10 protein-coding genes and 5 pseudogenes are annotated in these 19,479 nt (G+C 62.2%); 4 read left to right on the top strand and 11 right to left on the bottom strand.

The annotated features are described in order from the left end of the window. The first annotated feature begins 101 nt into the window (after positions 1-101). On the top strand, positions 102-554 hold the full coding sequence (locus ACFFNA_RS23370; RefSeq protein WP_095082034.1) for a (2Fe-2S)-binding protein: 453 nt from the start codon (positions 102-104) through the stop codon (positions 552-554). A 12-nt stretch (positions 555-566) separates the two neighbouring features. After that, positions 567-2,720 (top strand): xanthine dehydrogenase family protein molybdopterin-binding subunit, encoded by a 2,154-nt coding sequence (locus ACFFNA_RS23365; protein WP_378921961.1) that lies wholly within the window; start codon positions 567-569, stop codon positions 2,718-2,720. 52 nt (positions 2,721-2,772) lie between these two features. Here ACFFNA_RS23365 and ACFFNA_RS23360 read toward each other — a convergent pair. The 9 genes and pseudogenes from ACFFNA_RS23360 to tnpC all read right to left on the bottom strand — a co-directional run. Further along, positions 2,773-3,140, bottom strand: a pseudogene (locus tag ACFFNA_RS23360) (IS481 family transposase); the annotation flags it as partial. A gap of 151 nt (positions 3,141-3,291) precedes the next feature. After that, positions 3,292-4,593, bottom strand: coding sequence for a TIGR02679 family protein (locus ACFFNA_RS23355; RefSeq protein WP_378921959.1), 1,302 nt, complete (start codon positions 4,591-4,593; stop codon positions 3,292-3,294). After that, entirely contained in the window at positions 4,590-8,291 is a 3,702-nt protein-coding gene (locus ACFFNA_RS23350; protein WP_378921957.1) for a TIGR02680 family protein, read from the bottom strand. Before ACFFNA_RS23350 ends, ACFFNA_RS23355 begins: the two co-directional genes overlap by 4 nt. A gap of 459 nt (positions 8,292-8,750) precedes the next feature. Continuing rightward, positions 8,751-10,034 (bottom strand): TIGR02678 family protein, encoded by a 1,284-nt coding sequence (locus ACFFNA_RS23345; protein ID WP_378921955.1) that lies wholly within the window; start codon positions 10,032-10,034, stop codon positions 8,751-8,753. Beyond that, positions 10,031-11,614 (bottom strand): TIGR02677 family protein, encoded by a 1,584-nt coding sequence (locus ACFFNA_RS23340; RefSeq protein WP_378921953.1) that lies wholly within the window; start codon positions 11,612-11,614, stop codon positions 10,031-10,033. The genes ACFFNA_RS23345 and ACFFNA_RS23340 overlap by 4 nt, the downstream gene beginning before the upstream one ends. Before the next feature lie 654 nt (positions 11,615-12,268). After that, positions 12,269-12,417: pseudogene (locus ACFFNA_RS23335) on the bottom strand (IS3 family transposase); the annotation flags it as partial. A 70-nt stretch (positions 12,418-12,487) separates the two neighbouring features. Next, the gene (locus ACFFNA_RS23330) at positions 12,488-14,416 is read right to left on the bottom strand and encodes an ATP-binding cassette domain-containing protein (RefSeq protein WP_095084244.1); all 1,929 of its coding nucleotides are present in this window, start codon (positions 14,414-14,416) and stop codon (positions 12,488-12,490) included. Between the two features lie 3 nt (positions 14,417-14,419). Next, the gene (locus ACFFNA_RS23325; protein ID WP_378921951.1) at positions 14,420-15,472 is read right to left on the bottom strand and encodes an efflux RND transporter periplasmic adaptor subunit; all 1,053 of its coding nucleotides are present in this window, start codon (positions 15,470-15,472) and stop codon (positions 14,420-14,422) included. Positions 15,473-16,051: 579 nt separating this feature from the next. Further along, positions 16,052-16,612: pseudogene (gene tnpC / locus ACFFNA_RS23320) on the bottom strand (IS66 family transposase); the annotation flags it as partial. A gap of 5 nt (positions 16,613-16,617) precedes the next feature. Here tnpC and ACFFNA_RS23315 point away from each other — a divergent pair. Beyond that, complete coding sequence (locus ACFFNA_RS23315) at positions 16,618-17,538, top strand: IS110 family RNA-guided transposase (protein ID WP_514132023.1); 921 nt, start codon at positions 16,618-16,620, stop codon at positions 17,536-17,538. Continuing rightward, positions 17,420-17,710 (top strand): transposase, encoded by a 291-nt coding sequence (locus ACFFNA_RS41395; RefSeq protein ID WP_514132022.1) that lies wholly within the window; start codon positions 17,420-17,422, stop codon positions 17,708-17,710. Before ACFFNA_RS23315 ends, ACFFNA_RS41395 begins: the two co-directional genes overlap by 119 nt. 274 nt (positions 17,711-17,984) lie before the next feature. Here the strand turns inward: ACFFNA_RS41395 and ACFFNA_RS23310 are convergent. Further along, positions 17,985-18,167 (bottom strand): annotated as a pseudogene (locus ACFFNA_RS23310) (IS66 family transposase); the annotation flags it as partial. A 417-nt stretch (positions 18,168-18,584) separates the two neighbouring features. Next, positions 18,585-18,927, bottom strand: a pseudogene (locus tag ACFFNA_RS41290) (IS110 family RNA-guided transposase); the annotation flags it as partial. Between the last annotated feature and the right edge of the window lie 552 nt (positions 18,928-19,479).

Below are 19,479 nucleotides of genomic sequence, written 5' to 3'. Positions count from 1 at the left end.
CAAGGCTCCAAAACCAATTAGAAGACAACCACGATCGAGCGGTCACCGCTGTCCCGTCAGCTTACTGAAAATTCAAACCCTACTCTCCACACGAGGCCCGTATGACGACCAACATCAAGATCAACGGTACTGTTCACACGGTCGATGCCGATGGTGATACCCCATTGCTGTGGGTCTTGCGCGATGTCCTCGGCATGACCGGTACCAAGTTCGGATGCGGTGCCGGTTTATGCGGTGCTTGCACGGTGCATCTCGACGGACAGGCTGTGCGCGCCTGTCAGACCCCGATCGACAGCGTCGGGGAGAGTTCCATCACAACAATCGAGGCCATAGGCGAGACGCCGCAGGGTAAAGCGCTCCAGCAGTCCTGGATCGATCTCGACGTGCCGCAATGCGGCTATTGCCAGTCCGGCCAGATCATGTCGGCTGCCGCTCTCCTTGCAGCCACACCGAAGCCCACCGACGCTGATATCGACGCTGCGATGTCCGGCAATGTCTGCCGCTGCGGCACCTATCAGCGCATTCGTGCTGCCATCCATCGTGCGACCGCTTGAGGATAGAGGCTAATGTTCGACAGGTCGCTCCGTCTAAACCGCCGCAACTTTCTCGCTGCCGGGGGAGGTCTCGTAGTCGCGCTTTCTCTGCCGTCGTCGCCTCGAAGGGCTGCGGCTCAAGCCTCACCAGGCTTCGCGCCGAATGCCTTCATTCGTATCGATCGCCAGGGCATCGTCACGATGGTGATGCCCATGGCCGAGATGGGGCAGGGGATACACACCGCGCACGCCATGCTGCTCGCAGAGGAGCTTGACGTCGGCCTTGATCAGGTTCGCCTCGAACTGTCGCCCGCGAGCGACGCGCTATACGGCAATCCTCTGTTTGGGCCTCAGAGCACCGGCGGGTCGACTTCGATCCGCGCTTTCTGGATGCCGCTGCGCCAGGCAGGCGCGGTTGCCCGCACTCTCTTGCTAGAAGCCGCGGCCCAAAAATGGGGCGTCGATCCCAAGACCTGTCGCGCCGAGAGCGGCTCGGTTTTCGAAACATCTGGATCCCGCCATCTCGCCTATGGCCAGCTTGTCGATGCCGCAGGCACCCTGCCGGCACCCGCACCCGAAAGCGTAGCCCTCAAGGATCGGAAGGACTTCAAAATCATCGGCAAGCCTCACAGGCGGCTCGACACACCCGGGAAGGTCAATGGAACAACTGTCTTCGGGATCGACACTAAAATTCCCGGGATGAAGATCGCCGCAATCGCCATCTCGCCGGTATTTGGCGGCAAACCGAAATCGGTCGACGAAAAAGCGGCTCTGGCTGTCAGAGGTGTCCATCAGGTCGTCCTGACCGATCAGGCTGTGGCGGTTGTCGCCGACCATATGGGCGCTGCCAAGAAAGGCCTCGATGCGGCTGCGATCCAGTGGGACGAGGGGCCGAACGCCACTGTCAACAGTGCCGACATCATACGCCAGCTCAAGGAGGCTTCGAAGACACCCGGAGCTGTAGCGCGCAGTGAAGGTGACGTCGAGAAAGCGCTGGCTGGTGCGACCCGGCGCTTGGAAGCTGTCTATCAGTTGCCGTTCCTCGCGCACGCGACCATGGAGCCGATGAATTGCACCGTGCATGTGAAGAAGGATGCTTGCGACGTCTGGGTCGGTACGCAAGTGCCCACCATGGCGCAGACGACCGCAGCGCAGCTCACCGGCTTGCCTGTCGAAGCCGTCACCATCCACAATCATCTGATCGGCGGCGGCTTCGGCCGTCGGTTGGAGGTGGACGGCATTGAGCATGCCGTTAAGGTGGCGCAGCAGGTGGACGGGCCAGTCAAAGTTATCTGGAGCCGCGAGGAAGACATCCAGCACGACATGTATCGGCCTTACTATTATGACCGGCTGTCGGCCGGGCTTGACGCATCTGGCAAGCTGGTTGCCTGGACTCACCGCGTTTCCGGATCGTCGGTGACGGCGCGTTATTTTCCTGCTGGCATGCAGAATGGTGTCGATCCGGACGGCGTCGAGGGAGCGGATCAACCGCCTTATGCATTTCCTGCCATTCATGTTGAATTCAAGAGGGTCGAGCCGCCGGCCGTTCCCACCGCCTGGTGGCGTGGCGTTGGTGCGACCCATAATATCTTCGTGGTCGAAAGCTTCATCGATGAGCTGGCAGCGGCGGCGAAGGCTGATCCTGTCGAGTTTCGCAAGGCCTTGCTCAGCCACAATCCGCGTGCGCTTGGCGTGCTGACGCTGGCCACGCAGAAGGCGGGTTGGGGAGCACCGATGCCCCAGAGGCAGGGTCGGGGCGTTTCGGTGCAATTCGCCTTCGGCACATACATGGCGACCGTGGCGGAGGTCGAGGTGGGCACCGACGGCACGGTCAAGGTTCATCGGCTCGTCTGTGCGGTCGATTGCGGGCTGCAGGTCAATCCCGACACGATTGCGGCTCAAATGGAAGGCGGTTGCATCTTCGGCCTGACGGCTGCCTCGCACGGCGCCATCACGCTGAAGGACGGGCGGGTGGAGCAGGGCAATTTCGACACTTATCTTCCGATGCGAATGGATGAAGTGCCCGTAGTGGAGACACACTTCGTCAACAGTGCCGAAGCGCCTGGGGGGATGGGCGAGGCTGGAACCGCGGCGGTATTTCCAGCCCTAACGAATGCGATCTTCGCGGCGACGGGCAAGCGCATCCGCACGCTGCCCGTAGACACCAAACTCCTCAAATCTATCTGACCGCTTTCAGGGTATAGGGTTAATTGGAGAAGCTCTGCGGGTCGAGATCCCAGGCAACCTTGGCCTCCAGCGCCTTCTGCCGCTTCTTCATCGTCTCGAGATTGTGCCGCTGCCACACCCCGCGCACCCCGGAGGCGAGACCGAGTGGCCGCGTTTCCTCGCCAGCCTTATGGCATGCGGATCTGACCTAAGGCCAGCAGCTCCAGCGACAATTCGAGAATGATCGTCTCCACCTCCGGAGCGTCGGTGGGCAGCAGCGGCTTTCTTGCGCGTCATCTCCTGCAGAGTCAGCTCCCGCCCGTCTCCTACGCTGTCGTACGAATAACCCATCATCTTGCAGGTTTGGCTGACATTGCCGGGCTGTTTGGCGAGCTACAACAGCCCCACCTTGGCGCGGATGATCTTTTGGTCCTTGGTCATTTCGGAATCTTTCACGCCGAGGCCGGGCGCTGCGAACCCTGACCACTCCGCGCCCGGCCTCGGCTCTCGGTTCAGCTTTATGACACCGTCTGTCAGATTAAGTCTAAACTTTTGCCCTTTGCGATGGGCTATGAGGATATAGAAATCAGGTTTATCGATCATCAAGATCCTGCAATAACGAGGCAGCCAGGGCCTCCTCGGCGATGGCCACGCGATGCTGAAGCATGGCCAGCGTCAGCGCTCCGTCCCATGCTGCTTCGACCGCCTTTCCTCCAAGCGGGTGGGCCAGGCTCGGAGCTGTTCGCACGGCGGCTATATAGTCGACGGCGCCAAAGCGCCATGGCTCGGCACCATGTTCGCGCATGATGTGGTTGCCGATGCGCAATCCGGGCCAGTCAAAATCGCCGTGATAGTAGAGGCGCGCGCCCGCCTGCGCGAGTTGGGCCAGAAGGCATCGTTGGGCAGCCGCTGGCATACCATCGGTGCAGACCAGCGGGGCGCAGCCAGCTCCCCATCGGTCAGCGGCGATGGCGAGCAGGTTGGGATTTTCGCACACGTAGACGTTACGGCCCGTTGCATCCCATCGGGGCGGCGAGCGCAGCAGCGATCGCAGCGATGCATAGGCTGGCTCTCCCAAGCGCCAACGATCGCTTTCTGTCCCGCTTGTCGGCAGGTTCAGGGACAGGGCAGGGCGTGCCAGCTCATTGACCAGAACCCCTGCTCTGGCCCACGTCTCGCGGGCTCGCTCCGCACCGCCGGCCGGGATCAGATCGATGTCCTCGCTCGATTTCCGTATCGTCTTGCCATCTTCGTTGGCAACGGGTGCGGCCGGGTCATCAGCGGGCGTGGCGGTCTGGCGCCAGACTGCCAACACGAGTGTCGCGACCCCGCGGCCGTTGTCAAGCGCATGGGCATCGCCCAGAACGTCCGCAGCCAATTGCGAACGCGTGATGCCTTTCGCCGGCAGATACCGCAGCACCTCTTCGGCGCGTCGGCAAAGCTCCGATGCAGCGATCGCATCCCGCCGAGCGATCCGCTTGAGCAGGCCGATGCCCTCCGGTGTCAGCAGCAAGCTGGCCAAGCCGGAATGCCTGCAACCCTCGATTACACCGGACCACACTGTTTGCAGATGGAGGCGCATCCCGGCGAGATGAACGATGGGGCCGTCGAGCTTTTCCAACGCATCGCGCAGGGACGTGGCGATGCCGGAGTGCAGCAGGTCGGCATCGACCTGGCGGACGTTGATTTGTAGGGACTTGGAGCGGCGCTGCGGGCGACCGAGCAGCGAGGCCAGTGTTGCGTGTTCTTCCGCGCTAAGCCCGGCGACGCGAATAGGATCGACAGTGCCGCCGAGCGGAGCGCGCTCGAAGCGTTGGCGCAGCCGCTTGCGCAGCAAGGCGAGGTGCTCACCGCCGAGCAGGCGTTGAAGTCGCGGGTCGGCCTGGTCGTTCATGCTGGCGCAAAGCGGCGATCGGGATCGGCCTCGGACGTCTTTTCCCGGCCGTCCCAGCTCCATCGCGACACGAACACGGCGTCGATACCTTCGCGCCGCTGCAACTGGCAGATGGCGACGCCCGGCAGTTCAGCATAACACGCCCACTCGCGCTCGCTGGTGATGACGAAGTCCAGATCGAACTCGCGGATCAGACCCATGCAATGCGCGCGTGCTGTGTCATCGATGCCGGCGAAGGCTTCGTCGAGCAGCATCAACCGCGGGGCTAGGACGTGGCTGCCCTGGCTGTAGAAGCTGGCGACCGCAGCAAACAGCGGCACCGTCAGACCGAGCGCCCGCTCGCCGCTCGAGGCGGGTCCGGAAAGCTTGCGCCAATGTCCCTCCTGCCAGCGTTCGACGCGGAAGCGGTGCCAGTGGCGATAATCCAGGGCGCGGGCCAGCTGGTCGAGCAAGGTCCCGCCGCTGTCTTTTCCACCGCTGGAATCAGCGCGCTCCCGCTCGGCGGAGATGCGCTGTTGCAGCATCGCACCGACGACGCTCCGGTCGCCTGACGACCAAAGGTCCGCGCTGGTGTTGAGCAGGCGCTTGCGCGCCACGTCGAGGCCCACCGGCGCTCCTTCCTCTTCTAGCAGTGGCTGCCACAACAGGCGATAGCGTACGCCGGTGGAGGTAGGGCGTTTGTGCAACTCGCCGTTGATGGCGTCGACTTGACGTTCGGCGCCCTGCAACAGGCGCTGGATTTCCGCGGCGATTTCAGCCTGCAGATGGTTCTCCAGAACAGCCCGTTCGTTGGCGGTGAGCAGTTCGCTGCGCTGGGCGATCTCTTCGGCGAGGCGCGTGGCAAGGCGGTCGGGCCGTTCGCGCCGGTTCTGATAGACGATATCCACCCTGAAACCCCAATCGCTGGGGTCGGCCTGGGCCTGGTGGCCGAGCGCGCCAAGCGCGCGCTGCAGCTCGGTCAGTTCTTCAGCTGTCTGCCGCTGGACGCGCGCCCACGCCTCGTCGTCGTCCTTGAGGTTCGACAGATCCTGTTCGGCGCGGCGGGCCAGCGTCAACGCCGGGTCGATCGTCCACTGAACGCTCATGTCGGGCATTTCAACATGCGGCAGGGCGGCCGACAGCAGGCCCGTGCCCGAGAATTGCTGCAATGTGGAGATCGCCTTGGCGCGGGCCTCGCCGCGCTGCTGAAGAACGAGGTTCGCCGTCTCAGCCTGCTGGCCGGCAACCGCACGCGCCTCACTTGCCTTGCGCCAGGCTTCGCCGGCGAGCTTCAGGGCGGCTTCACCGGCTTCGACCACACGGCGCGCATCGGTCAGTTGCCGCTGCAATTCCTCGACCTTGGCGCCGACCGTTTCGCGCAGCACGTCGAGCCGAGCAGAGGCGTCTTCCGCTTCAACACGGGCTGTCGCGAGTTCCTCTTCGCGCTGCCGCACATCGTGGCGTGCCTCACTCTCGCGGGCACGCTGACGTTGCCGCTCCGGCAGTGCCAGACGGACCTCATGGGCCACTTGTTCGAGCCGGACGTGCGCATCGCGATAATGATCGAGCGCTGCTTGGATGGCAGGCAGCGCTTCGGGTATTTCGGGCAGGCGCTGGTCAACGGCATCCGCGGCAAGCTGCTCGCGCACTGCCGTGAGCGCCTGTTCGGCCTCGCGACACCGTGTGTCTGCTTCGGCCAGCTTTTCGCTGGCGAGACGCGCGGCTTGGGCGCTAGCGGTGGCGGTCAAATGAGCGACCCGCAACGCCTCGTCGGCGGGCGCAAGCCGCCACTCTTCGTCGGCCTGTTCCCGATACAGCGCGAGCTGCTCCACCTTGGCTCGCACATCCGTCAACTCAACGGAGAGTTGGGCGAGGCGGCCAGCAATCTCGGCCAACCGCCGCCCGCGGGCTGCGGCGCGGGCCGCGTGGCCGATGTAGACTGCCTCTGGCTTGCCCCACGCACCGGACAATGCGCCGAGGCGGAAGCGGCCGTCGGGGGCGATCCAGGCCTCGCTGTCGATCGGATCGTCGTCCGCGCAGGCGATGCCCGACAGCACGCGCTCGATGATGTTGGCTGGCACGACGCAGCCGGCCGAGACGGTGGCTTCCAGCCAGTCAACGAGCGATGGAGAGTGCTTTTGTCGTTCCACAGCCTGCGTATCGTAAGGTAGGGTGCCGCCATCGCCGGCTTGGAGGCGTCCGTCAGGCGCTATCCAGGCGTCCAGCAACCCGGCGGCTTCGAGCGCGGCTTCAAGGCCGCCGCGTTGCGGGGCAGCCACCGTGCCGCGAAAATCGACCACTTGCCAGAGCGGCGCGCCCTGACGTGCATCGCGGACAGAGGCATCGCGCGTATAGGGCAGGGGCGGCGCCATTTCGTCGCCGGCTTCCAGGCGTCCGCGTTCGTCTTTCAGGGTGTCGTATTCCATCTCCAGCGCCTGCCTTTGGCCGTCGAGCGCTACGCGACGCTGAGTCAGCGAAAGGCTGGCCCCTTGATATGCCGCTTGCAGAAGCCGGAGGGTGGGGTTGTCACCTTGGAGCGTTATTGTCCATTCCGCCAGGGCCGTCAATGCCGCGGATCTGCCGTCGGGATCGACCAGCAATTGTTTTAGGCCGATAAAATAGCGGTCCCAGCTCTCCACCAGAGCACGGCCTTGCTGTTCGAACTTAGTGTCGGCTTGGGTCCGACTTTCGGCAGCCTCTTCAGCTGCGATGCGCCTTTCATCTTGGACTTCGCAGCGCCGCGCATAGGCGGCCTCGGCCCGCGCGACTTCGTCGTGGCGGCGACGCAACTGGGCAATCTGCTCACGCCGGCCGACAACGAGGTTGCGGAGCTCGCCGCAGGCCCCGTCGAAAGCATGCTGCGTCAGCTCGATCAGCGCGGAAGCTTGCGATGTGGCGAGGGGATTTCCAGCATGCTGGCCAGCGATGCCCGCCGCATCGGCGTGCGTCGCACTTTCCAGGCGCAGATGGGCCAATGCGCGTTCGGCCTGGTCCGCGCGCTGGATTGCGCGTCCGGCTTCTTGCGTGCTGAGTCCCAGCCGTCGGCCCGCCTCTTCGACGGCCGCCGTGGCCTTCTGCATCGCCTGCAGTCGTGCAGCCCTGTCTCTTTCGGCGGTTTCGAGGCGGTTGGCGTCCTGCATCGTCGGGTCGGAACGCAAAGTGTCGAGACGCGCGCGCCCTCGCGTCAGCACGATCTCCGCATCATCGTGGGTCGTTCGTGCCAGCGTTTCTTGCGCTTGGGCTTCGTCAAACCGGACCTGGGCTTCGCCTCGTGTCCGGCTGGCGTTGTCAAACTCGGTCTGGGCCTGGCGCAACAAGCGTGCCTGCCGGCGGGTCTGTGTGCCGGCGTAGATGCGATAACGCTCTTCGAAACGGCCGACGGCCTTGACCAGGGCCTGATACTCGTCGAGCTGACGACGGTCTTCCTCCAACTGTCCAAGCGCTTCGGCAACGTCGCCGAGTAATTCGGGCGCCAGCGGCGGCAGGGCCTCGGTCAGGGCATTCGAAAGCGCGGTCTCGTCCGGCTTTCTGGAAAGCTGCGGCTGGCGAAGCTGGATCAGCGTGTCCATCAACGCGTCGTAGCGCTTGGCGCCCAAATGGAACAGGCGCTCGTCGACGGCGCGGCGGTAGCCGGCTGCAGTGTCGAACACCTGGCCACGACCATCGAGCGCGTCGCGCAGGCGCTCCTTGGTCAGTACGACACGCTGCGCGCTCGTCAACCACAGATCCTGGTTGATGCGCGGCGCCGTCGGTGTCTTCCAACAGGAAGAACCAGCTATCGACCTGCGGACGGGCCGCCGTTGCCGAAAGGCCGGCGCCGAGCGAGAGAAAACGTGGCGTGCCGTCTTCCGCGACGCGGCCAAACTCGATCCACGTATAGCCGATGCGCCGGTCATAGCTGTTCATCAGCAGGTTCCAGGCCATCTTCTTGCTGCCGTCCCCGTCGGGCTCGATGCGCGAAGACTTGAGCTGCGCGTCGAGCAGCAGTGGCAGCGTCAGCGACAGCACCTTGGACTTGCCGGTGCCGTTGTTGCCCCGCAGCAGCAGGTGGCCGTCGCGGAACCAGAATTCCTCGCTGTCGTAGTGGAAGAGCTCCACCAGACCCAGGCGCAGAGGCTGCCAGCGCTGCCGCGTCGGCATCGGCAAGGCGGGTTTTTCCGGAGGCAAGGCGAACAGGTTCATGTCGATTCCAATCGAAGGCCGGCTGCCCTGGTCGAGGCGCCGCGGCTTTCGCGAATCTCAGCCTCGCCCAGCGCGAAGCGCGCGAGCGCCGGCAGGGGCTGTATGAAGCCCGCCATCCGCACGGCAAGTCGCAGCTTTTCCAATCGATCGATCGCAATGGTGGCGAGCTCGCGCTCGGCGCCGGGCTCGCGCGCCGATTTGCGCCAGTAGCGGCCATACCGGCCCTTGGCCTCATGCAGGAAGTCGGCAATGTCGTGCTCCCGCATGCCGGTGGCCGGTGCCGTGCCGGCCCCATCCGTCCGGCGCTGCCTTTGGCCGGTGGCTAGGTGTTCGGCAACCAGCAGCGTTACGTGGGCGTCGGTGCCCTCGGCCGGCATGGCGACGTCGGTCAGCACACCGGCTTCATCGACCAGCGCCAGCCCTTCGGCGCGCTGCTCGGCCACCAGGCCGGCGGCCTCGCACAGGCGAGCCGCCATTGCGCCGCGCTGATTGAAGAAGTAGGCTCGGGCTTCCGTGTCCAGCGTCTCGACATAGACCACCGGATCATCGAGAAGCCGGCGCGCGAGTTGGTGGCGCAGCGCCGTGCGCCGACCTTCCTCGCTGTCCGCTACATGTTCGCCGACAAGGGCGCGTAGCCGCTCTTCGAGCGTTTTGGGCGCTTCTTCCGGTGACCAAGTGGACGGGCCACGCACAGCCGCCAGCATGCCGGCGAGCATGCGGCGTTGCACGTCGTAGAGCGCATCCGCCTGATCGCCTCCGGCCTGCACGAACGTTTCTTCGTCGCCGGCCACGCGGTGCAACACCCCGAGGCTCAGCAAGGTGCGGCACACCGAAACCAGTTCGCGCCGCTCGTGTTGCGCCTCGAGAACGAAGGTGAAGTCGAGCATCGGCTCGGCGGCGAGCTCCAGCAGCCTCTCTCCTAGCAGGCGCAAAGTGATCTGCGGGTCGGCACGTTCGAGCACCGCGCAGGCGAGGCTAAGCAGCACGTAGCGCCGGCGATCGTAGCCGGGGAGGCCGCGCATGGCGTCGGTCACGTCTCCTGGCCGCTTGTAGAGGCGCGCGCCCTCGCGCTCGACTTGTAATATCCAGCCCGTCTCGCGAGAAAACCATTCGCGCAATGATTCGGCCTGGCGGCGTATGACGGCGAAATCCTCATGTGCCGGGCCTATCAACGGCGTCATCAGCAGGGCGCGCACGCAGGCGCGGAACTCCTCGCGCCGGAAGCGCTGCTGCAGCAGGCCAATTCCGCGACTGTCGTTGGAGCCGTTCGTCGCTGTCATCGACTGTCCTGCAAGGGCGTGATGGTGATCAGATGGTCGCGCCCTGCAAAGACGCCATGCGGCGTGTTTATCGTGGCGCGGCTGTCGGGGGCAAGCGGCTTCAAGTGGATGTGCAGTAAGCCATCGCCCGTCTGGCGTTCCACCTGCGTGTCCGGTCCGGCTTGTTCGCTTAGCGCCTCCCCGAGCAGGCCCAGAAACAGACCAAAGGCATGTATGTCGAGTTCCCCCAGATCCGAAAGCCGCGCCGGGCGGCTGGTGGCGAGGCGCTTGCGCGCCGCTTCGACCTGCAGCGATTCCTCCGCGAGCTGAAGTGCCAGGAACGCTCGCTCTTCGGCGCGGTCTCGCACGCGCGGCAGCGGTCCGCGCGGGGCCGCTTCGCCGTATTCGCGCAAACGCGGGTGAATCTTGAGCGGCGCGGCGTCGGCCCAGGAGGTGCTGGCCGGCAGCTCGGCGTCCGCGTTGGCGTTGAGCGAGAAATGCCGCGCCGGATTGAGGGCGAAGGCGGCCCGCGCAAGGCGGTGCGCCTCGCCGTTGTCTGCGCAGGCGGCAAACCAGCCGGCGAGCATGCGGAAGTCGGCAGAGCGATCGCTGCGGCCGCTGCGCCGCTCATTCAGCGCGGCGATAGCAGCCAGAAGCTGGGGGATGGCCGATCGTGCCCGCGCCCGCAACAGCTCGGCTTGCGGGGGCTCGTGGCCGGTGCTGAGAAACCAACCGCGCAGCCCCTTCCAGCGTTCTCGCCAGGCTTGCAGGTAATCTTTCCGCGCCTCGACCTGATCCCGTGCGCCGCCGGGAGCCGCGTCACGCGATTCGCGCTCGGCCACCTGTCCAAGCAGGGCATCGATGCCCGGCTCCAAAGCCAGGATGAGGCGTGCGATGGTGTCGGAACGGCGCACCAGATCACCCATGAAGCGCTCCAGATAGTCGATCAGCCGCTTCTTGTAGTTTGCGACCACCCCTGCTTCGGCTTGCTGCAGCTCGATGCTGCGCGCGACGCCGGCCATGAACGCCTGGGCGTTCTCGGCCAGACTTTCGAAGACACGCACGAGATCCCGTAGCGTTTCGTGGATCTTGGCCGCGTCAGGTTCGGTTGCTTCGGCCAGCGCCTGAAGTGCCTGCAGTCGGCTCGCTATGTCCTCGAGCGCCACCGTTTGCAGCTCAGCGCGGCGCTGCAAGGTCTGTACGAACACTGCCAAGGCGGATTCCACGGCCTCGCCGCCCTGCGAAAGGCGATAGAGAAAGCGTGCACGGTAGAAGTCGCTAAGGCTGGCAACCCGCGCGGTGTCGGGATGCGATTCAAGATTGCCCCATTCCGTAAGCTGAGTGAGCGCCGTATTCACGTCCTCAATGCGCGGCGGCCCGTCCGGCCATCGGGCTTCGGCAAGCACTTCGTCGGGCCGCAACTGCAAACGATATTGCCGCTTCGCCGCTGCGAAGACGTCCATGATGCAGCGGTAGAATGCGGCCTTCTCGGCGCTAACGTGACGAAATAGGTCCGCCGGGTCATTTGCAATGTGCACAGGCAATCGCTGCCTCCCCAAATCCACTTTGAATGTTTTTGCTTTGTTCTCACGTTCAGTCAAGACCACTCGTATCATTGCCATCGCTTCCGCCCACACATCCACCCATTCCCGGACGGCAATGGCCGTGTGTCACCACTGTCGCATGCGATGGCGCTGAAAGCAGGCATCGGGGACTTGGCTTATGGTCGATCTCCAGAGGCCTTGCCCGCAGCCTTGAGGATCGAGGCGAATACAAACGGATGATGGACCATGCAGACAGCCCTCGTCGCGGGGACCTCAATGGCCGAGGCGATCTCTCGGAAGCAGCCCTCAAGGAGTTCTGCGAGTGGTTCCTTACCGGGGCACTCGATCAAATACGCTTCTCCGCAGCGATTTTCGACCTTGATCGCTTGGAGGATCGGTACCGCTTCCTGGTCAAGGACATCAGCGACGACAAACGCGCGCCCGCTCTCTTAGCGGCGGTCCTCAAGCACGAATCACTCGAGCGCGGTGATGTTCACCTTGTGCTCAAGACATCGGAAAGAACGGCACGGAACACGATGTCCGCCCTGGTTAGACAAGGGCTCCTAAAGTCCCAAACGCCCAAAAAGCCACTGTCCGTATAGCCTTACCACTGGACTATCGCGAGAGGCTCTTCCCGAATCGGTTCACCGATGCCGAACTGACTAGACCCTATGAGCCGCCCCGGGTTTGCCGGAGGCCGTTTCGTTTGAGTCACGCGGCCATGGCTGGTTCTTCCAGCATGGCATGGTAGCGCTCCTCGGCTTCGGCCGGCGGGATGTTGCCGATGGGCTCCAGCAACTGGCGATTGTTGAACCAGTCCACCATTCCAACGCCGCGAACTCGACGGCCTCGGATGAGCGCTATCAGCCCATGACGATAAATGTTAGCACCGTTGCTCTGTTCGCAACGTCCCTGTGTGGTCAGCATCAATCAATCGCGAGATAACGCCTCGACGGGCTTCAAATGCGCCGCCTTTTTCGCAGGGAAAAAGCCAAAGATCGCACCGATCATAACAGCCATGACGCAAGCGACGCTGACTGCGTGCAATGAGATCACCATCGGAATGGTTGTTTCGATGGAGCCGGCGAGCGCGCCAAGGCCGAAGGCGAGGGCGACGCCCGCGCAACTCCCCATGATAGTGATGGCAAGGGACTCGATCAGAAACTGCAACATAATATCGCTCGCCCGGGCTCCTACAGCCATCCGCAAGCCGATTTCGTTGGTGCGTTCGGTGATCGAAACCAGCATAATATTCATCACGCCGATACCTCCGACCAACAGAGCGACAGCTCCGATGGAAACCAAGAGCATCGAGAAAGTTCGCGTCGTCTTCTGGAGCAACCGCCGTAGCTGATCGCTATTGTATGTGAAGAAATCCCGCGTTCCGTGACGCTTCTCCAAGAACGCTATCATGGCTTTCTCGGCAACGTTTGTATCAACGCTCCCATTGATTCGGACGTCTATCTCGCGCAGCCGTTGCGAGCCCGAAATGCGGGAAAACACGCTGAGGTGTGGAATGAACACTTGCGGCTGCCCATCCTGCTCTCCAACGGCACCGACAATCACGAAGGGCACACCCTTGATGACCAGGATCTCACCAATCGGGGTCCTTGAATTGCCGAAGAACGTTCGTCGGGTGTTGCTATCGATGATCGCCTCCGGCAGAGTGGCATTCCCACCGTCGGTGAATCGGTTGCCTTGCGTTATGGGACGGTGCGCGACGTCGAAATAGGCGTTGCTCACGCCCATGATTTCTCCGTCAGCGGTCCTGCTCTCGAACATGAGCTGCCCTGAATCCATGGTCACCGGACTGACACTATTTACGTAGGATTGCTCTGTCAGGGCGGCCGCGTCGTCGCGAGTGAGGCTGTCGGCATGTCGGCGGTTTCGGTCATCCCAGCCGGTGCCAGGGAAGATGCGGATCGAGTTTGCGCCAAGGCTGTTGATCTGGTCGAGAACGATCGTCTGGCCACCCTCACCGAGACCAACGACGGCAATCACCGACATGATGCCGGCGACGATTCCGAGCAGTGTAAGAGCGCTACGCAGCCGATGTGCGGCAACTGATCGCAATGCGATACTGGCAGCCTCGGACGTTCTTCTGAGGAAGCTCGTCAGGAAACCGACATTTTCCGCAACATCAACCAGGTCGCGCAAGGGAGGCGCTCCACTCGCGGCGCTGCGTCGATCAGAGACGATCTGTCCGTCATTGATCTCGACGATCCGATCGGCGTGTCGAGCGACGCACATGTCGTGTGTAACTATGATGATGGTGTGTCCCTCCGCATGAAGGGTCTTCAGGAGGTCCAGAACAAGCTCCCCGTTCTTTGAATCGAGCGCCCCTGTCGGCTCATCTGCAAGAATGATTTCTCCACCGTTCATCAATGCTCGGGCGATCGATACGCGCTGCTGCTGCCCCCCCGACATTTCCATTGGGCGATGATGGAGCCGATCTCCCAGACCGAGTTGGGTCAGCAATCGCCTGGCTCGGGCTTGGCGCGTCGACTTCGACACGCCGCTATAGATAGCCGGCACCTCGACGTTCGATATTGCGCTCAGCGAGTTCAGGAGGTGATACCGCTGAAACACAAAGCCGAAATGCCTGCGCCTGAGTTCTGCGAGCCCGTCCTGACCAAGGGCCGAGACATCCTGCCCGGCCAAACGGTAAGTGCCGGCTGTCGGGGCATCCAAGCACCCCAGGATATTCATGAGCGTCGATTTGCCGGACCCGCTCGCGCCCACAAGCGCCACGAATTCGCCGCGCTGTACATTGAGATTGATTCTTTCGAGTGCCTCGACGGTTTCTCTGCCCAGGCTGAACGACCGGCCAAGATCGCGGAGCTCTATCAGATGGTTCATCATTCAGCTCGTTGTGTTTGGCTCGGATACGCCGAGCAATACGGTCTCTCCTTGACGAAGGCCTTCAAGCACCTGAGCGTGGATCCTGTCCGTATAGCCAATCCGAACAGGTCGCTCTGCTACCTTGCCGCCTGTGTCCTTCACGTTGACTAGGTATGATCCGTCCGCCTGTCGCAGCGAAAGAGCGGCCCACGGCACAAGTAAGACATCATCCGCACGTCCCATAGAAATGTGCACTTGAGCGGTCATCTTGGGTCGCAGCTTTTCTTCAGGATTCTTCACCCTAAGCACGCCGTGGTAATAGATTGCGCTGTCTTCCGCTTTCTCCGCGGAGCGATAGTTCGCCGGCTCGTCGGCGATGGACGGCGGTGCATATTCAACCGCCTCAAGCGTGGTCTGGTAGCGAGTCTGTGGATCTCCGATGATCGTGAACCACGCGTTTTGACCAGGCCTTGTACGCCAGACGTCGACCTCGGAAATCCGGATCTTTACCGTCATCTCGTCAAGGTTCGCGAGCACGGCGACCGTTGGCGAAGTCTGCGCAGAATTGAGCGTCTGTCCCGGCTCGATCGGGATCGCCAAGATCTTGCCGTTCATGGGCGCTGTGATCCGCGTATGTGCAAGAGCGGCTTGCGCGGACTCAACCTCGACCTCGCTTTGCCGAATCTTGGCTTCCTGCGAGACCAGATCGGCCAATAGCGTCTGGTATGTTTTTTCAGCCTCTTCCAACTCCTTGGTAGTGACTGCATTATGCTTGCTGAGGCTACGCTGTCTGCGGTAGTCGAATTCCGCGAACCGTATTTCTATTTGCTTCAAGTCCCTCTGGGCCTTCATGTCCTCTACCTTGGCCCTCGCAGTTCTAAGGGTGTTTTGCTCTGTCACGGCGTCGACCTCCGCCAGAAGGTCTCCAGGCATGACGGTCTGGCCGACGCGAACATGGATTGCCTTAATCTGGCCCGTTACCTGGGTGCCAACCCGGACCATCGAAGTCGGCTCGAGAGTGCCCAGGGCTAATACGACTTCTTCAACTGAACCTCGCGTAACAATCCCCGTCATTTCGTCGCCTCGCGAGCTTTCCGCGGAGTTCATCGAAAAAAAAGACAGATACGCTGCACATAAAATTATAGCCGCGACCGCCACTAGGACATATATCGATTTTTTTCCCATATGAGATCCATGACACTCGCTATTTACATGCGTACAGAGCAGATAAATTTCTAGAGGTTTCTATTAAGCGACTGGTTTATCGGAAAGTTTGTTCAGATATTAATATGAACAAAAATATAGCCTATATACATAACTATAAACATGAATTGTAGCTGATGTAGATGGCATGTATGGCCGTGTGATGAGAATCCAGGAAGATTATTAATTGGTCAAAATCAAACAAGTTAGCAGAAGATCTAGTTAGGACATTTGCGGAACTGTGATGCGCTTATGGAGTGCTCCGCCGATAGCTTGCGCTGCTCAAAAGGACGCATCGGCCGGCACCTTTCGAAAACGGATCTCTTCGAAGCACCTCAAAGGTTTCAATGCTTGTCACCATCACTAGCCCTTCATGACTGTCCTGCAATGCGCGTGCCAACCTTCTATGTCTGCAACGCCACAATCTGGGATCTTCGGTAAGCGGTGTTCTCAGGCCACGGCCTTGAGTTCGTGCGCGGTGATGTAGGCCCAGGGCAGCAACTCGTCGATTTGGCCGTTGGGGTGTCCGTTGACGATCCTGGTGAGGACGTCGGCGAGATAGCGGAGCGGCTCGACGCCGTTGAGCTTGCAGGTTTCGATCAGTGAGGCGACGACAGCCCAGTGCTCGGCGCCGCCATCGGAGCCGGCGAAGAGGGCATTCTTGCGATTGAGCGCGATCGGACGGATGGAACGCTCGACCGTGTTGCTGTCTATCTCGATGCGGCCGTCATTCAGGAAGCGCGCGAGGCCTTCCCAGCGTGAGAGCGCGTAGCGGATTGCCTCGGCGAGCTTGGTCTTCTGGCTGATCAGGCCGAGCTTCTCGCGCAGCCAAGGTTCAAGATCGGCGATGATCGCAACGGTCTTTTCCTGGCGCACGACACGACGTTCATCGGCTGGTCGGCCGCGGATGCCGTCCTCGATCTTGTAGAGTTCGGCGATCCGTTTGAGCGCCTCGCTGGCGATCGGCGCGGGGCCGGCAGCGGCCAGTTCATAGAAGCGGCGGCGCACGTGATGGCATGGACGCCCCCTTCCGCTTCCGCCCTGTGGCGAGGAGTATGGGGCGTGGTCAAACAAAGGATATTGCCATGCCAGATGAAGTTCACGTGGTCGGTCTCGACATAGCCAAATCAGTCTTTCAGGTTCACGGGGCTGACGAGCATGGGAGAGCAATTGTCCGACGGAAGCTCAGGCGCGATGACGTGGAGCAGTTCTTTCGCGTCCTTCCGAGCTGCTTGGTTGGGCTGGAAGCTTGCCCGGGTGCACATTTCTGGGGTCGGCTGCTGCGCAGTATGGGGCACGAGGTCCGCTTGATCCCGGCGCAATACGTTCGGCCCTACGTAAAGACCAATAAGAATGATGCCGCCGATGCGGAGGCGATCTGCGAAGCAGTCACGCGACCGACGATGCGTTTCGTTCCCATCAAGGAAGAGATGCAGCAGGAGATCCTGGTCATCCACCGAGTTCGAGAGATGTTGGTTCGTCAGCGGACCCAGTTGATCAACGCGATCCGCGGTCACCTGGCGGAATTCGGCGTGATCGGTCCGAACCGGGCACACAACATCGGCCTTCTGACCGTTCTGATCGAAGATGAATCGGAAGCGCGTATTCCGCCTGTGGCGCGGCATGCGCTACGTTATCTCGTCGAACAGCTAAGAGAGGTGAAGACCAAACTCGCCCGGATCGACAGCGACCTGGTTGCCGTCGCGAGAGGTTCCAGCGCCTGCCGACGATTGATGACGATACCCGGGGTCGGCGTTGTCACCGCGAGTGCCCTGGTCTCGTCGATGCGGGATCCGGCCGACTTCAAATCCGGCCGTCATTTTTCCGCGTGGCTCGGGCTGGTGCCCAAGCAGCCATTCCACGGGCGGCAAGGAGCATCTCGGCTCGATCAGCAAACGAGGGAACGGCTATCTGCGCAAGCTGCTGATTCACGGTAGCCGTTCGATCATGCGCTGGCGAGGACGCACCTGGATTTGGCTCGCTAAATTGAGGGACCGGCGGCCTGCCAATGTTGCGGTCGTGGCGATCGCAAACAAGACGGCACGAGTTGTGTGGGCATTGCTGCGATACGGTGGAACCTACGGCGCACTGGCGCGTGAAGCGGCATGATCTTCGCCGCCATTCTAATCGGCCCGGCTTCGGGCTGATGCGGTTGCGAGGGTAAGTAAGCAGGTGATGGCAAGACCGGGCGTACCGGGACCGGGTGAACCCGTTGGGCGCATCGAGCCTCGAGCTCGCGCAACGTGATTGGGGGCCGGTTCGCGGATATTCCATCAAGGCCCGTGGCGCAGGGTGCTCCACATCGTAGAGGCCGAATAGATGACTGCAGCCGCAGGCATTGCCGAAGCCGCGCATAAAGTCCTTGCAAAGTCGGGGGCGTCCATAGATGTGCCCAGCAGAATGCGAGCGTTACCCCGCTCTTGTCGGCGAGCACGCGATAGCCGCCATAGCCATCAACCTGCAGGATGCCGGTGAAGCCTGCGAGATGGGCGATCGGCCGCTCCGCCTTGCGGTCGGGCGCGTAGACATAGGCGACGCCGGGCGGATCGGCTCCGTCCCATGCCCTACACAGCGGCGTTGGGGCCATCAGGCAGGCAAAACGACATCATTCTGGTCTACCGAAACTGAACAAGTGATTGCCCACGACGGATGAGATCGACAAGCGTTATTTTGTGACGAGCCCTGGAACCTCCCCGAGTATGTTCTTTGGTTCGACCGCGTCGCTGGTGTTCTTCCGTCCCGATCGCCCCATTTCACAGCCGCCGGGCGCAGGAGCAGTCGAGGGTGGCCGCGTTTTACGCGGCCACCGCAAGGCTTGGCCTTGATCGGCCCGAGCACGGCGGCATGCTCGATCGGATCGGGGGTGCAAAGCGCCGAGGGCTGGCGCAACTGGAAATACCCGCCGCAGTCAGCTATTGTCGTCCAGCGCGGGCGACCTCGTGGCGAAGCGTGGTGCACCGGCTGAAAGCGCCGCCGGGCCGCCTTATTCGAGCCTTGCCGGACTGAGGCGCCCGCGCCCTTTCCTTTGGCGGGCGCGGGCGCCAAGCCTCGACGAAGTGTTCGTAACCCTCCTGGGCCCGCTCGGCGACACGCATCTCTTGATTCCAAAGTTCCTTGACATTGTAAGCATAGGTCGGACCGCGGCGGTTGCCTTTCTTATGCGGCTTGACGGCCTGCAGCTCCATGTTGCGCATCTTGTGGGCGACCAGACTGGATCGCGCCCAGAGGTAGTCCTCTTGCTGCGTCAGCATATGCCGGCAAAGAACCGCCAATTTTCGTGCCACGTCGACGGCAGCAATCTGAGGGCCACGCTTGGCCCGGATTCGCGCTCACGGCTCAACCGGGCGAGTCGCGGAGGCGGCCAGCTACTAACACGAGCTCGCAGCTCATCGTGTGCATCGGCCTGCCCCCACCTTCGTGCTCCCGGTGCCTCCGTCCCGGATGGTCGCACCATACGCCGCGCATCAGAAAAGCGTAGCCGGACATCGGCACCAAGAATCTCATACCGGTTACAAACGAGATGGAAGTCTATTCCTCACCAAGGAATCCTGCCTGAGCTCCAAGCCTTTCGATCCTGCCCCCCGCATACCCAGCGCTGAACGGCCTCAGCTGCCCACTTACGTTGGTCTTGGCGGTTTGGCGCGGATGGCTTTAACCAAGGTTGCGGCCTACCTTGCTGGGTCTTTCGACTTGTAACCTAAGCTGCCGAGCAGGCGATAGCCGCCTCAAGCAAGAGCAAGGCGACGGCGCTCTGTTTCTTTTCGCCGGCAACACCTGGGCACCTCGAACTACGGCATTTCCGAGACCTGTGGGGCGGCAAAGCGGTTCGGCCCGGGCTGATGGCGGGAAGTGGCTTCGGTTTTGGTCGTTGAGGTTGA

It is taken from the genome of Mesorhizobium kowhaii (genome assembly GCF_042431665.1).
GTDB classification, from domain to species: domain Bacteria; phylum Pseudomonadota; class Alphaproteobacteria; order Rhizobiales; family Rhizobiaceae; genus Mesorhizobium; species Mesorhizobium kowhaii.
Note: the sequence above shows the minus strand (reverse complement) of the source record. Positions and strands in the feature narration are given on the sequence as shown.